The organism is Chondromyces crocatus, assembly GCF_001189295.1.
In the GTDB taxonomy this organism is placed as follows: domain Bacteria; phylum Myxococcota_A; class Polyangia; order Polyangiales; family Polyangiaceae; genus Chondromyces; species Chondromyces crocatus.
In genome coordinates this window covers 9,007,905-9,022,134 of the sequence record NZ_CP012159.1, presented here as the reverse complement: position 1 = coordinate 9,022,134, position 14,230 = coordinate 9,007,905, and the positions used below count along the sequence as shown (strand labels likewise).

At 69.0% G+C, this 14,230-nt stretch carries 11 protein-coding genes; 9 read left to right on the top strand and 2 right to left on the bottom strand.

Translation table 11 applies throughout. The annotated features are described in order from the left end of the window. Window positions 1–62 precede the first annotated feature (62 nt). Window positions 63–1,244: a 23S rRNA (adenine(2503)-C(2))-methyltransferase RlmN gene (rlmN, locus tag CMC5_RS32530; protein WP_082362995.1), complete on the top strand. Its 1,182-nt coding sequence runs from the start codon at window positions 63–65 to the stop codon at window positions 1,242–1,244. A gap of 60 nt (window positions 1,245–1,304) precedes the next feature. Here rlmN and CMC5_RS32525 read toward each other — a convergent pair whose 3' ends face one another. Both CMC5_RS32525 and CMC5_RS32520 read right to left on the bottom strand, forming a co-directional pair. Further along, a complete protein-coding gene (locus tag CMC5_RS32525; protein ID WP_245677917.1) occupies window positions 1,305–2,399 on the bottom strand; it encodes a vWA domain-containing protein in 1,095 nt (364 codons plus the stop codon). Between the two features lie 70 nt (window positions 2,400–2,469). Then, the gene (locus CMC5_RS32520; RefSeq protein ID WP_050434046.1) at window positions 2,470–3,354 is read right to left on the bottom strand and encodes a hypothetical protein; all 885 of its coding nucleotides are present in this window, start codon (window positions 3,352–3,354) and stop codon (window positions 2,470–2,472) included. 143 nt (window positions 3,355–3,497) lie between these two features. Here CMC5_RS32520 and CMC5_RS32515 point away from each other — a divergent pair, with 143 nt between their 5' ends. The 8 genes from CMC5_RS32515 to CMC5_RS32480 all read left to right on the top strand — a co-directional run bounded on the left by CMC5_RS32515 (window position 3,498) and on the right by CMC5_RS32480 (window position 14,173). Continuing rightward, entirely contained in the window at window positions 3,498–3,941 is a 444-nt protein-coding gene (locus CMC5_RS32515; RefSeq protein WP_082362994.1) for a response regulator, read from the top strand. Next, window positions 3,941–6,214 carry a chemotaxis protein CheA gene (locus tag CMC5_RS32510; protein WP_050434045.1) on the top strand — a complete coding sequence of 758 codons (2,274 nt, stop codon included), beginning with the start codon at window positions 3,941–3,943 and terminating at the stop codon, window positions 6,212–6,214. Before CMC5_RS32515 ends, CMC5_RS32510 begins: the two co-directional genes overlap by 1 nt. Further along, window positions 6,214–6,744, top strand: a complete 531-nt coding sequence (locus CMC5_RS32505) for a chemotaxis protein CheW (protein WP_050434044.1) — start codon at window positions 6,214–6,216, stop codon at window positions 6,742–6,744. Before CMC5_RS32510 ends, CMC5_RS32505 begins: the two co-directional genes overlap by 1 nt. A gap of 53 nt (window positions 6,745–6,797) precedes the next feature. After that, window positions 6,798–7,289, top strand: a complete 492-nt coding sequence (locus CMC5_RS32500; RefSeq protein ID WP_050434043.1) for a chemotaxis protein CheW — start codon at window positions 6,798–6,800, stop codon at window positions 7,287–7,289. Further along, window positions 7,286–9,223: a HEAT repeat domain-containing protein gene (locus CMC5_RS32495; protein WP_050434042.1), complete on the top strand. Its 1,938-nt coding sequence runs from the start codon at window positions 7,286–7,288 to the stop codon at window positions 9,221–9,223. The genes CMC5_RS32500 and CMC5_RS32495 overlap by 4 nt, the downstream gene beginning before the upstream one ends. Next, window positions 9,220–10,149, top strand: coding sequence for a CheR family methyltransferase (locus tag CMC5_RS32490; RefSeq protein WP_063796388.1), 930 nt, complete (start codon window positions 9,220–9,222; stop codon window positions 10,147–10,149). Before CMC5_RS32495 ends, CMC5_RS32490 begins: the two co-directional genes overlap by 4 nt. Window positions 10,150–10,178: 29 nt before the next feature. Beyond that, on the top strand, window positions 10,179–11,246 hold the full coding sequence (locus CMC5_RS32485; protein ID WP_050436255.1) for a protein-glutamate methylesterase/protein-glutamine glutaminase: 1,068 nt from the start codon (window positions 10,179–10,181) through the stop codon (window positions 11,244–11,246). A 416-nt stretch (window positions 11,247–11,662) separates the two neighbouring features. Continuing rightward, window positions 11,663–14,173 (top strand): lytic transglycosylase domain-containing protein, encoded by a 2,511-nt coding sequence (locus CMC5_RS32480; RefSeq protein ID WP_245677914.1) that lies wholly within the window; start codon window positions 11,663–11,665, stop codon window positions 14,171–14,173. The last annotated feature ends 57 nt before the right edge of the window (window positions 14,174–14,230 follow it).

Genomic DNA, 14,230 nt, shown 5'->3' with positions numbered 1-14,230 from the left:
ATTCCGGAGGTGAGGGGACATCGGTGTCACAGGCGGAAAGAGGGCGATGGTATGAGTCGCCCGTGTCCTCCGCATCCGCTCGTGAGACTCCAGAACCCGACGTGCGGGTCGGTCGTGTGCTGGTGTCGCGCAAGGCACACGCTGGGCCGCTCCTGGCCGATCACGATGCGGCTTCGCTGGCCGAGCTGCTCGTGCGTGCGGGGGGGACGGTGACGGCGGCGCGGTCGGCGGCGGCGCGGGTGCTGCGGTACCTGTTTCGTGACGGGGGGGATGGGCAGGTCGCGTGGGACGGTGCTGCGCTCGCCGGTCTGGGAATCGGCGCGTGGGCCCATGCGCCGCTGCTCGCGCTGGATGTTACCCGGTCTCTGTCGGTAGCGGAGGTGGTACCGGCAGGGGACGCGACGCTGCGGCTGGCCCTTCGAGCGCGCGACGGTGCGTTCCTCGAATCGGTGCTGATCCCGGGGCCCGCCCGGACGACGCTGTGTGTGTCGAGTCAGGTCGGATGCGCGCGGGCGTGCGCGTTCTGCGAGACGGGGCGGCTGGGGCTCACCCGGCAGCTCAGCGCGGGAGAGATCATCGATCAGGTGCGGATCGCGCTGGCGCTCTGGCGGGCGTCGTCCGGGGAAGGGGCGCCGCCGCTGTCGAACCTGGTGTTCATGGGGATGGGCGAGCCGTTCGACAACCTGGGTGAGGTCAGCCGAGCGATCCGGCTGCTGACCGATGGGCGGGCGTTCGGGTTCGCGCAGTCCCGGGTGACGGTGAGCACCGTGGGGGTGGCGGACAAGATCGAGACGTTCTTCCAGACCACGCCAGCAGAGCTGGCGGTGAGCTTGAACGCGCCCGACGATGGGCGGCGTTCGTCGATCATGCCGATCAACGGGCGGTTCCCGATCGCGACGCTCAGAGAGGCGCTCTTGCGGTCGTTGCCTCCAGGGCGGCGGGTGCTGTTCGAGTATGTGCTGTTCGACGGCTACAACGATGCCCCCGAGGACGCCGATCTGCTCGCCACGCAGGTGGCAGGGATCCGTTGTCGCGTGAATGTGATCCCGTGCAATCCAGGGCCCGATCCTCGCCTGAGGCCCCCCTCGGCGGAGCGACTCGATGCGTTCGTGGCGAGGCTGAGCGGGCAGGGGGTCACCACGCTGGTGCGCCGGCCACGTGGGCGGGATGTGGGTGGGGCGTGTGGCCAGCTCGCCGGGTTGCTGCGCCAGCAAGCCTCGACGTCGTTCTCCGAGCCTGGCTGAGGATCGTAGCGACGCGGGCCGTCGCGTCGCGTATCGCGGGAGCGCGGTGGCGTGGTCGGGCTACTTGTTGACCTTGACGCTGCCGCTCGCCTTCACGCCGGGGCCGCCGCCCTTGTCGTCGCTGCCCTGAGGCCGGGTGTCCTTCAGGTCGAAGGTGGGGGGCGTGTCGGGGTTGCACTCGGGAGGAGGACCGAAGCCTTCGGCGCTGAACTTGTATTCGAGCGAGCCGGAGGCCTTGGGCTCGGTGCGCTCGGCGACGATCTCGACCTCGTGCTCGCCGGCGCGGGAGGGCGTGCAGTACGACAGGAGGTAGAAGCGCTTCATGTGCGCCTCGATCTTCGCGGCGATCTTGTTGAAAGCGTCCTGGACCTTGGCCTGATCCGACACCAGCTCGGTGCCGTCGCGGCCGATCTCGTCGAGGCGCGCCTTCTCGATTTCGGCACCGACGCCGACGGCGAACATCTCGTAGTTGTCGTAGTCGCTCTTGGCCATCTCGTCCCGCATGACGTTGCGGGGGACGCGGCGGGCGCGATCCGTGCCGTCGGAGAACACGACGAGGGTGCCGAACTTGAGGGGGCGCTTGTCCTTGTCGAGTTCCTTCTTCAGCTCCTTGAGGCCCTCGACCACGGCGCCGTGGAGGTTCGTGGAGGGGTCCTTCGGCTTGTAGCGGCGGAGGCCTTCCAGCCCGCCTTTCACGGAGCCCTGCGCCTCGGTGAAGGGCACGACGCTGTGGATCTTCGCCTCGCCATCGAAGGCGTAGACGCCGACCTTCTGCTGCTTGCCCACGCGCTCGCTGAAGGACTGGGCGGCGTCGACCAGCGCGTCGGCCTGCCCCGACTCGGTGATGCTGCCGCTCATGTCGACGAGCAGCATCGTGTACATGACGGCCGCGACCTCCGGGTTCTGGATGGTCTGCTTGCTCTCGAACTCGGAGACCAGCTCGCCGTCTTCATAGATCTTGAATTTGTCGGCCGTGAGGCCACCGACGGGCTCGTCGCCTTCCTCGACGGTGAAGAAAACCCAGACGTTGTTGGGCTTCTTCTCGGCAGAGTTGATGCGGGTGACCCTGAGGCCGCCGCCGCAGCCGAGCCCGGTGAGGGCGAGGAGGGCTGCGAGGAGCACATGGCAGATGCCTTTGCGCGGGAGGTTGTTCACGAAGCGCATTAGCGCCCGTGGAGGCACGGGCTGTCAATGCGGACAGGCCGGTGCGGCCGTGGAGTGCGCGTCAGCAGTTTTCTTTGATGATCGCCCAGCAGGCGTCGGCGAACTCACGGTAGGTGGAGCGGTCGAGGTTGATCGCGGTGTTGATGGGCATCACGCCTTTGTGCTCGGCGAGCAGGTGGCGGAGCGCGCCCTCGATCTCGGCGCTGGTCTCGATCCAGAGGAATTCTTCGATCCCTGTCGTGATGTGGTTGCGCAGGAGCACGGGGATTTCCCGGAGCGGAACCTGGCCCTGGTGGCGGCGGGCGATGGAGGCGGCGATGGGCTCGGCGTGCGCTGGCCAGCGGCGCAAGGCGCGGTGAAAAGTGGAGCCGATCAAGCGGAGGATCTGCTGGGCGAGCTGGGCGACGCGGGGGCGCTGCACGCGCTCCTCGTGCTCGGCGAGCATGGAAAGGTACTCGTCTGTGAGGAGTTTATGGAGATCGTCGCTGATGAGCGCCTGACTCTCCGCGGTCATCCGGAGATCGGTGATGTGGGCGAGCATGAGGTCCCGGGTGACGCGCAGGCGGGAGACCAGGGTGCCCGAGGGGGTGGTGTCGAGGATCTCGGCCAGCGGGTCGATGAGGCGGCGGCCGAAGGTGGTGAGGATGTAGTCGAGGATACGCTTTTGCTGCTCCTCGCGGCCCAGCACGGACAGGGCGCTGGTCAGGGTGGACTTGCTGGGGGCGTCGACGAGGATTTCGCCCCGCTCCTTGGGGCTGGTGTCGTACATCCGGAGCGAGGCGAACAGCTCACGGAAGGTGGCGACGGCCTCGGCAGAGCCGGCCAGGGAGTTCTCCCCGTAGACGCGGATGACCAGGCCCGCCTCGGGACCGGCGTCGAAGAGGCGCGTGAGCTCGTCGCGGATGTGGTCTTCCGTGATGAGCGAGGGGAACGGGGTGAGGCTCACTGGGCCCGACCGCGGTGATCCTGCTTGTGAGCTGGGTTCGCTCTGCTGGTAGGGCGATGCCATCGGAGCAAAGCGTACCGCCCGGAGACGCGAGGGACCAGGGGTCTCGCCCCTCGGGCCCCAAATCCGGTACGCTACCGCCGGTGACGCGCATCCTGATCGTCGAAGACTCGGCGGCCATGCGGGTATACGTGCGCTCTGCGCTCGAAGACCCGGAGATGAGCCTACCTGACGATGTCGAGGTGACCGAGGCCGCGAACGGGCTTTCCGCCCTGCGGCTCCTCCCGCGCGGGCGCTTCGACCTGGTCATCACCGACATCAACATGCCGGACATCAACGGGCTGGAGCTGATCCGTTTCGTGCGTCAGAGCCCCCGTTACGAGCACATCGGCGTGCTGATCATCTCGACGCAGGCGTCGGAGCGAGACATCGAGCGGGGCCTGGCGCTCGGGGCGGACGGCTTCTTGCCGAAGCCGTTCACGCCGGAGGCACTGCGAGAGGCCGTGACCGCGAGCCTGACGCGGCGGGCCGAAGCGCCACGCGGCGACGACGACGTGCTGCTCGATCGCGACGAGGTGCAGGGCTGATGGTCGACACGGGCGATCGCGCGCGCGACGAGTTCTTCTCGGAAGCGCAGGAGATCGTGGAGGGGCTCGGTAGAGACCTGCTCGCTCTCGACGAGGCGGTGCGCGCGAACCGGATCGATCCGGATCTCATCAACGACGTGTTCCGTGCCGTCCACACCCTGAAGGGATTGGCTGGGCTGTTCGGCGCGACGCGGATGGCGACGCTCTCGCACGAGCTGGAGGAGCTGCTCGACAACCTGCGGCTCGGGCGCATCGACGTGAGCCCGGTGGTGCTCGACATGCTCTTCCGGAGCATCGAGCTGTACGGGCGCATCCTGCAGGTCGAGAAGGACGGCAACGACCAGCCGATCCCGGAGGTGGACGAGCTGCTCCGGGAGCTGCACCGGGGGTTCGGGCAGCGGGAGCAGCAGCCGCTGGCGGCGGAGTACGATCTGGATCCGGGGCTGCTCGCCGTGCTCACCGAGTACGAGGAGCACCGCCTCCGCACCAACATCCAGAGCGGGCTGATCCTCTACCGGATCCGCGTGCACTTCCAGCTCGCCACCATCGACCAGGCGCTCGACGAGCTGAAGGTCACGGCGAAGCCGTTCGGGGAGATCATCACCTACCTGCCCACGGGGACAGGGGCGGACGCGGACTCGATCGAGCTCGACATCCTGATGGCCTCCCGCTCGTCCGTGGAGGAGCTGCGGCGGGCGCTCTCCGAGACGGGGGCGGAGGTCGAGGAGATCCCTCGCCGCGCAGGGACGGGCGGAGGTGGCGGGGGTGGCGGAGACACGGGGGCGTTCGAGGGGGGTGGGCTCTCGTCCAGGCCCGCGATGGCGCCCGCGGGGCCGATCTCGCCGCGCTCGTCGGACTCGGGCTCGCTGTCGGCGCCTCCGGACTCCGCGACGGGCGCGCGCAAGAAGCGTGGGGAGCTCAGCTCGATCCGCTCCGTGGCGCAGACGGTCCGGGTGGACATCAACAAGCTCGACCGGCTGATGAACACGGTCGGTGAGCTGGCGCTGGTGCGCTCGTCCCTGGGCGCCATCGTGGAGCGGTTGCGCGCGACGCCGGCCGAGCGCGAGATGAGCCTGGAGCTGCACCGGCTGCAGCGCACCTTCGAGCGACACCTGGCGGCGATCCAGCAAGGGATCCTCGAAGTCCGCATGGTCCCGCTCGGGCAGGTGTTCGACAAGCTCGCGCGCGTGGTCCGGCAGATCAGCCGCGACGCGGACAAGATCGTCAACCTGGTGATCACCGGCGCGGAGACCGAGGTCGACAAGCTCATCGTCGAAGAGTTGAGCGATCCGCTGATGCACATGATGCGCAACGCGATCGATCACGGGATCGAAACGCGGGCGGAGCGCGAGGCGGTGGGCAAGCCGGCGGTGGGGACGATCGCGCTGAACGCCTTCCAGAAGGGCAACCACGTCGTCATCGAGATCGAGGACGATGGGCGCGGCATCGACGCGACGCGGCTGCTCGACGTGGCGCTGCGGCGGGGCCTCATCACCCAGGACGAGGCGCGGACGACGAGCTACCGCGAGGCGCTGACCCTCATCTTCCTTCCGGGGGTGAGCACCAAGTCGGACGTGAGCGAGATCTCGGGGCGCGGGGTCGGCATGGATGTGGTGAAGACCAACATCGGCCGGCTCGGCGGCGTGATCGACGTGAACAGCGAGGTCGGGATCGGCACCAAGATGACGGTGACGCTGCCGATCACGCTGGCGATCATCAGCGCGCTCATCGTCCGGGTGGCCGACCGGCTCTTCGCCATCCCCCTCGCGAACGTGCAAGAGGCGGTGGGGCTGGACGAGCACACGGTGAAGCGGCTCGACGGCAGGGAGATGATCACCCTGCGCAACCAGACGCTGCAGCTCTGTTACCTGACGCGGCTCTTCGGGCTGGACGAAGAAGAAGAGCTGAGCGCGCGCCTCGCGGGTCTGCTCGGGGGGACACGCTCCCTCGGCGGCATGCGGGCCGGGATCACCGGGAGCAGGAAGCTCGACCGGAGTTCGCTGGGCCTGTCCCCGGGGAGCAAGCGCAAGTACATCGTGGTCACCGCCGTCGGCGCGAAGCGGCTGGGGCTGGTGGTGAGCGCACTCATCGGGCAACAGGACGTGGTGATCAAGACCTTCGGCCCGTCGCTCGCCTCGGTGCGGGGGTTCGCCGGCGCGACCGAACTCGGTGATCAGCGCATCGCCCTCGTCATCGATGCGCCAGCGCTCATCTTCGAGGTCCTGAGCGGGAGCGACAGGGCGCGCCCGGAGCCGAGAGGGGTTCACGGCTGATGGCTGCAGATCTCGCGAAGAGGCGCGCCCGCGGCGGCGTGATCAAGCGCAACGTCCACGCGCAGAGCGGGCCGCGCCGTGAGTACCTGGCGTTCTTGCTCGCCGGCGAGACGTATGCAGCCCCGGTGAAAGAGATCAGGGAAATCGTCAAGCCGCCGCCGCTGACCCCGGTCCCGCGTGCGCCGGACTCGACCATGGGCATCGTGAGCGTGCGCGGGCAGCTCGTGACGGTGATCGATCTGCGCCGGCGGCTCCGGCTGGCGGAGTCACAGGCCTCCCGGCGGACCAGGATCCTGCTGGTGGAGGCGCCCTGGGGGGAGCAGCTCGGCCTTTACGTGGACGAGGTGCAGCAAGTGTATCGCCTGTCGGACGCCGAGGTGGAGCCAGCGGCCACGGCGCTCGGCGGCGACGTGGCCAGCTACATCGCGGGCATCGCCCGTCCCATGCAACAGGTCAGTACCGAAGGAGGGGGAGGAGAGCAGCCGCCGGTGATCGTCCTCCTCGATCTTCAGGCCATCCTCGCATCGTAGCGCCCGAGCAGCAGAGTTCCCGGCCCGCTGGGCCCTCATCCGCAGCAGCCATCATGCCCATCCTTGGAGAGCGAAGCCGCCCCGATCCCCAGCGTAGTCTCGTCGGCTTCGTGGTGGGGGACGTCCAGTACGCCATCGAGATCGGACGGGTCCGGGAAATCGTGAACCCTCTCCCGGTCACCCCGCTGCCGCACACGCCCGCCGAGGTGCTGGGCGTGGCCGATCATCGGGGAGACGTCGTACCGGTCATCTTGCTGCGCTTGCGCTTCGGGCTGCACGAGATCGAGCCGACCCGGAGCACGAAATGGATCCTGGTCGACGCCGGGACGCATACGGTGGGGCTCGTGGTGGACTCGGTGACCGAGGTGTTCCGCGTGAATGGTCCCCTGCGTCCCACGCCGGCCGTCGGTGGTGACCGCGACTTGCGGGGCATCTCCGGGGTGACCAACCACAACGATCAGCTCGTGTTCGTGCTCGATGAGCACCGGTTCGTGGAGATGGCGCTCGCGCTCGCCGCGTCGGGCGTGTTGCCGGAGGGGTCGTGAGCGTACCCGATGGAATCAGCGTGGCCGTGCTGGGTGAAGAGCTGCTCGCACCCGATGCGGAGGTCCGTCGTCTGGCGGCGGTGAGGTTGCCTGCGCTGGAAGCGCGCTCGGCGGCGTCGTTGCTCCTCCTGGCGCTGGGGGACGCCGACTGGCGGGTGCGCAAGGATGCGACGCTCGCGGGGCAAGAGCTCCTGGCGGCGGCGGCGGATCGCGGGGACCTCGGGGGAGAGGCGTTGCTGCTGGAGGCGCTGGTCGAGGCGCTGCGACCGGGGGACAACGTGGGGCTCCGCAACGCGACGATCGACGTGCTCGCGGGGCACGGGCGCGCGGCGATCGACATCATCGCGGGGACGTTCCCGCACCTCGACGCGGACGGGCGGAAGCTGGCCGTGGAGGCGCTCGGGAGGACGGGTGACCCGCAGGCGCTCGGGCCACTCACTGCGGCGCTCTCGGATCGAGACGACAACGTGCGCCACGCCGCCGTGGAGGCGATCGCTGCGCTGGGTCCAGGAGCGCCCGAGCAGGTGGTGGAGGTGCTCACGAGAGCGCTCTCCGACGAGGATCGGCTGGTGCAGCTCACGGCGCTGCACGGCTTGAACGCGCTGGAGGCCTCGGCCCCGTGGTCGAAGATCCAGCCGCTTCTGTCCGATCCGATGCTGCGTCCTGCGGCGCTGGAGGCGGCGGCGCTTGCCGAGAGCCCCGAGGCGCCCGCGGCGCTCGTGAACGCGCTCGCCACCGGGAGGGGGCGCGCCTTCGCGCAGATCGTGGGGGCTCTGTCGCGTCTCATCGGGGGCCCGCTCGCCGATCACGTCGTGGAGGCGCTGCGCTCTGCAGGGCCCGACGTGGGCGTGCGCCTGACGCGGGCTGCAGCGGATCCGGCGCGTCACGAGGCCGGTGCCCTGGTGGAGCCTCCTTCCTGGCGGGGTCCGAGCAGCAGCTCCCTGGAGCTGCGGGGGCAAGCGCTGGTTCTCGCCGCCCTCGCGGACGCGCCCGGCGCGGTCGAGGCGGCCGTCGACGCGCTGGCCGAGCCTGCGCTGGCCGAGCCCGCCCAGCGCGCGCTCGTGTCGCTCGGGCCGCGAGCGCTCGGTGAGGTGCTCGGTCGCCTGAGTGGGCCCGCGGGACGCCTGCTGACGGGCGTCGTGATCGACGTCGATCCGCTGGAACCGGAGCAAGCAGCAGCCCTGCTCGATGTCGCGGTGGTCCTCGTGGAGGACGAGAGCGAGCGCATCGGTGAGGTGCAGGCGGTCGTTCATGGCGCGCTGCGCAGCCCCTCGACCCTGGTGGCGACCTCCGCGGTCTACGCGCTGGCGAAGCTGGGTCAGGAAGAAGACCTCCGGCTCATGGCGGAGCAGTCGGTGGAGGCGTCGCTGCCGGTGGCCTGTGCGGCCGAGCGTGCGCTCGCGGCGCTCTCGGCGCTTCATCCGGGGGCAGCGCGCTCCCTGGTGCGGGAGATGATGCATGACCCGTCGCGCTACCTGCCAGCGGCAGTGGTGCTGGAGGCGCTGGGGGCGCCCCAGGTGCTTCCGGGAGGGCAGAGGAGAGGCCCCTCGAGCGCGCTGGAGGTCGACGAACTCTCGTTCCTGACCCACGCCGCGGCGACGGGCGACGCACGAGCGCGTTGTGCCGCGGTCCTGGCATCTGCAGCCGTCTCCGGAGCGGACTCGCTGGAGCTTCTGGCTGCCGCGCTGGCGGACGAGGAGCGGGAGGTCCAGCTTGCGGCGGCGCGGGCCCTGGGGAGGCTCCGTGCGAACCTCGATCCCGCCGTGACGCCGGCCGTGGCGGCGCGCGCCGAGGAGCTTCTGGACCTGCTGGGCCAGTCCCGTGACGTGGAGCTCCTGGCCGCTGCGGCTCCGTGCGCTCCTGACGTGTCGGGGCTGCCACCAAGCCGCGCCCGCGCGTCCTGGCGTCCTTCGGAGGGGCCCAGCTCACCGTGAGCCCGAAGAACGAAGAAATCCGGCTGTCTCCCGAGGAGTTCCGTCTCCTGCGCGAGTTCTTCAACCAGCACTGCGGACTGCAGTTCGGGCCCGAGTCTCGCCTGTCCATGGAGCGGCGCTTGCGTGAGCGGCTCGCGGTGCTGGGCCACCGCTCCTTCGCGGAGTACCACCAGTTCCTCCGCCATCACCCCCGGGGCCGGGCCGAGCTCGACGAGGCGCTCGACGTGGTGACCGTGAACGAGACCTACTTCTTCCGCGAGGACTACCAGCTCCGCGCGCTGAAGTCGGAGATCGTGCCGATGCTCATCAAGGCGGGTGGGGCGCGAAACCGCCTCTCCATCTGGAGCGCGGGCTGCTCGACCGGGGAAGAGGTCTATTCCATCGCCATGGTCGCCCACGACGCTGGCCTCACCGCGTCACGCGAGGTGCGCGTCTTCGGGAGCGACATCTCACGCCGGTGCATCGCCGTTGCGCGGCGCGGCGTGTATGGAAGCTCGTCGTTTCGCGCGATTCCCCCGGAAATGCGGCGGCGCTACTTCTACGATCGCCCTGACGGCGTCCACGTGGCCGACGAAATCCGGGCGATGTGCCAGTTCGGGCGCTTGAACCTGCTCGACGGATCGTCGGCCAGGGTGGTAAGCGGCGTCGATATCATCTTTTGCCGGAACGTCCTCATCTATTTCGACGAGGCGTCTCGGATCAAAGTGATCAACTCGTTCCACGAACGACTGCTTCCTGGAGGCTTTTTGCTCCTCGGCCACTCCGAGTCGCTCCTGAACGTCCCCACGAAGTTCGAGCTGGTCCATCTCCGGGAGGATCTCGTCTACCGCAAGCCGGCGGCCCCCGTCCGTCTCGGCGTCACCGAACCTCCGGCGCCCGAGGCTCCCGCAAAGCCGCCGTTTCAGAAACCGAGCCTCTCTGGTTAGAATTGCGGATCGAGAAAGTCCCCCTCTTGATGACGTCTCAGGTTCCCCTGCGTGCGCTCGTCGTCGACGACTCTGCCTACAACCGGCGCAACATCGCCGAGATTCTGGGTGGAAGCGACGAGATCGAGGTTGTTGGCAAGGCCGGCGACGGAGACGAGGCCCTCCGTCAGGTCGCCCAGCTCAAGCCGGACGTGATCACGCTGGATCTGGAGATGCCCCGGATGGACGGGTTCACCTTCCTCCGGATCCTGATGGCGCGGCAACCGACCCCGGTGATCGTGGTTTCGAGCTACGCTCAGAAGGAGAACGTCTTCAAGGCGCTCGAACTCGGTGCGGTCGACTTCGTGGCCAAGCCGGACAGGCAGTTCTCTCCTGATGCCACCATCCGCAAAGAGATCATCCAGAAGGTCCTCCTCGTGCGCTACCTCAAGCCGAGAGCCCCTGCGCTTCCCCGAGCCGTGTCGGCGCCTCCCGGGCACCAGCGTGTGCCCACCGAGCCGCGCCTCGGTCTGCCGCTGCGCCACCTCGTGGCCATCGGCTCGTCCACCGGAGGGCCGACGGCACTGCTGGAGATCTTCAACCGCATCCCGGAAAGGTTCCCCGGAGCGATCGTGATCGCCCAGCACATGCCGGACAAGTTCACGCGCACCTTCGCCGAGCGGCTGGACCGGCGCGGCGGCGTGAGGGTGGTGGAGGCGCAGGACGGCGATCAGGTGATCAGTCGAAAGGCCTACGTCTGTCCGGGCAGGATGTGCATGGACGTCGTGGTGACCTCCGGCAACTCGTTGCAAGGCGACGTCAGGATCAAGGTCGGCCCGCCCGTATCGGGCGACAGGTACGTGCCGAGCGCGGATCGTCTTTTCCGCAGCGTGGCCCAGGTCGCAGGGACCCGCGCGGTGGGCGTGATTCTCACGGGCATGGGCGACGATGGCGTGATCGGCGCCCGCGCGATCCGTGCTGCTGGCGGGACGGTGGTGGCCGAGAGCGAAGAGACCGCCGTGGTCTATGGCATGCCTGGGGCCGCGGTGCGCGCCGGGGTGGTGAACGAGAGCTTGCCACTCAGCGCGATCGGCGACTTCATCGCGCTGCTCGCCTGACGGCTGTCGTGGCGGAGTGCCCCCGGCGTGTCGAGATGGCGGGGTGAAGCGGGGAGCTGAGCAGGAGCGCGTCAAGAGCATCACGCTCCAGCTCGCGCGCCTCGCCAGGCTCGTATCATCTTGTTCGGCTCCTTCCCGGTTGGTCGGTGCTCCAAGGAGACCAACCAGGAAATCCGCCGTGGTCCGAGGGGAGGCTGACCGATGACGCAGTGCGCGGTGCACGAGGCGCTTCTCCGCTCGGCGCTCTCGTCACCAGGCTCCCAGGTGAGCGTCTCGCCTCGAAGTTGACCCTTCAGGCCCCTCGTGAGACAGCTCGAAAGCCCGAGATGCGGACCCGAATCGTGCGCCGCCCCCTGGTTTGTTCCTGTCTCGCGGCCCTCTTGGGCCTCGCAGCGCTAGGCGAGCCTGCACTGGCCGTGGCTTCCGACAAAACGGGAGCCACTGCCGAGACGGCCAAATCCGGGACGACAAAGGCAGAGGTGCCGAAGGCGGAGGCACCGAAAGCGGAGGTACCGAAAGCGGAGGCACCGAAAGCGGAGGCACCGAAAGCGGAAGCGCCGAAGGTGGAGGCCTCGAAGGCGGATGCGCCGAAGGCGGAGGCCTCGAAGGCAGACACGCCAAAAACGGACGCTCCGAAGGCCGACGTTGCGAAGGACGCTCCCCGGACAGATGCCACGACGCTGGCGGCGAAGGTCGCCCCGAAGGCCGAGCCGGCGAAGGTCGCGGTCAAGCCCCAGGCGAAGAAGCCCGCCCGTCCTGCCCCCAAGACGGCCGCGAAGCCCGTCAAGAAGGCGCCTCCCAAGCGCACCCGCAAGCCTGGTGAGCCCGGGCAACCCAACGAGACGGCGCGACGCGTGGTCTCGGGGGCGGCGGCCCCGCAAGGGACGAGCGCTGCGGAGTCCGGCGAGCTGCGCGCTCTTCGCGACATCGATCGCCTCCTTTTCCCCACGGCAGCTCCCGCGCCAGGGCCTGCCTGGGTGGCCGATGGCACGGTGCTCATGGATCCTGGTGGTCCACGGGTCGACGCTTCCGGGGTGCCCCCCTCGGCGCTCCTCCCGGGGACGGCGCCCCCCGTCGATCCTGGCCCTCCGCCATCGCCCCCGCGCGACCTTTCCTGGCTCCGCCAGCTCAAGATGCCCGACATCCCCGTCCGCTGGGACGCGCGCGTCGTGCGCTACCTCGAGCACTACAAGAACGATCCGCACGGCAAGTCGGCTGCGGTGATCTTTCTCCGCAAGAGCGGGCGGTACGGCGCGGCCATCCGGCGCGTGCTCCGTGAGCAGAAGGTCCCCGAGGACGTCGTCTGGCTCGCCCTCGTCGAGAGCGGCTTCGAGCCCACGGCGCAGTCCGCGGTGGGCGCCGCAGGCCTCTGGCAGTTCATGCCCGACGGCGCGCGCATCTACGGACTCACGGTCGATCGCTGGATCGACGAGCGCCTCGATCCGGAGCGCTCCACGCTGGCCGCCGCGCGTTACCTCTCCGATCTGCGCAAGCGCTTCGGGAGCTGGGAGCTGGCGTTCGCCGCGTACAACATGGGCTATGGCGGTCTGCTCGCGGCGATCCGCAAGTACAACACCAACGACTTCTGGGAGCTCGCGCGCATGGAAGCGGGCTTGCCCCTGGAATCGGCGCTCTATGTGCCGAAGATCATCGCCATCTCCATCGTCGCGCGGAACCCCGAAGTCTTCGGCGTCGAGGACGTGGAGCTCGAGCCCGCCGTGGGCTTCGACAAGGTGGCCGTGGGCTCCGGGGTATCCTTGCAGGCCGTGGCCACGGCCTCGGGCGCGCCACAGTCCGACATCGAAGCGCTGAACCCGCAGCTCGTCGCGCGTCGCACCCCCCCGCTCCCTCTGGAGAACGACGCGCTCACCCGCTGGGAAGTCCGTGTGCCCCCTGGGGTCGGTGCTCAGGCCGCCAAGGCCATTCCCCGTGTCCTGGAGCGGGAGCCAAAGCTGGGCAGGCATCTGGTGCGCTGGGGCGAGGCCCTGGAGAACATCGCCACCACCCACCGCACCACCCGCAGCTCCCTGCAGTCGCTCAACGGCCTTCGCTCGGGTGAGTCCGTGCGCCCTGGGACGCTGCTCTTCGTTCCGGCGCGAGGGCTGCTCGGCGAAGGGACGACGAAGGGAAGCGTTGCCGACGTCCCGGACTCCCGGCCCGTGATCACCGTCCCGCCGCAGCGATTCTCCTACGAAGATCGCCGTCGCGTCTTCTACCGCGTCGTCTCTGGCGATGCGCTGCGTGACGTCGCCTCCGTGCTCGGGGTCGGTGTCGACGAGCTCTGCCGGTGGAACGCGCTCGATCCGAGCGCCTCGCTGCACGAGGGCATGAGCCTCCAGGTCTTCCTCCACAAGAGCAGACGGACCGACGACGTGCTGCTCCTCGAAGAAGCCGACGCGCGCATCCTCCCTGTCGGATCGGATGATTTCTTCGCGCACTTCGAGGCCTTGAAGGGCCGTAAGCGGCTCGAAGTCGCGGTGCGCGACGGCGACGACTGGCGCAAGCTCTCCAGCCGTTACGGTCTGTCGCTCGGCATGCTGGAGCGCATCAATCATCGCTCGCGGCGCAGTCCGCTCCAGCCTGGCGAGAAGGTTGTGGTCTACGTGCCGCTGGATCGCCCCAGCGAGCCCGTCATCGCTCCTCCGCCACGGGACGGCGAGGAGGCCATCGCCGCCGCGATCGACCCTGGCAGCGAGGGATCGGTGAAGCCTGCGCTGCTACGGCCTGATGCCTCCGACACACCGGACGAGCCGGAAAGCGGGGCAGATTCAGAGACGATCCCTGCGGGCGCGAGCACCCCGGTCGACGCGACGCCGCCGACGAAGACGCCCGGATCTGCGTCAAAGACGCCTGGAAACGCGTCGAAATCACCTGGATCTGCGCCACGACGAGCGACACCGCCGACCCCGTCCGGCCAGGGAGCGTAGTCCGGCTCGCAACCGCAGCCACCACCGCTGCGAAGGGTTTCTTCGCGCCTTCGGGCC

Bases quoted from the DNA above. Each gene is read 5' to 3' on its own strand.
- CMC5_RS32500 (WP_050434043.1), top strand. From the start codon at position 6,798: ATGCCCATCCTTGGAGAGCGAAGCCGCCCCGATCCCCAGCGTAGTCTC.
- CMC5_RS32505 (WP_050434044.1), top strand. From the start codon at position 6,214: ATGGCTGCAGATCTCGCGAAGAGGCGCGCCCGCGGCGGCGTGATCAAG.
- CMC5_RS32485 (WP_050436255.1), top strand. From the start codon at position 10,179: ATGACGTCTCAGGTTCCCCTGCGTGCGCTCGTCGTCGACGACTCTGCC.
- CMC5_RS32510 (WP_050434045.1), top strand. From the start codon at position 3,941: ATGGTCGACACGGGCGATCGCGCGCGCGACGAGTTCTTCTCGGAAGCG.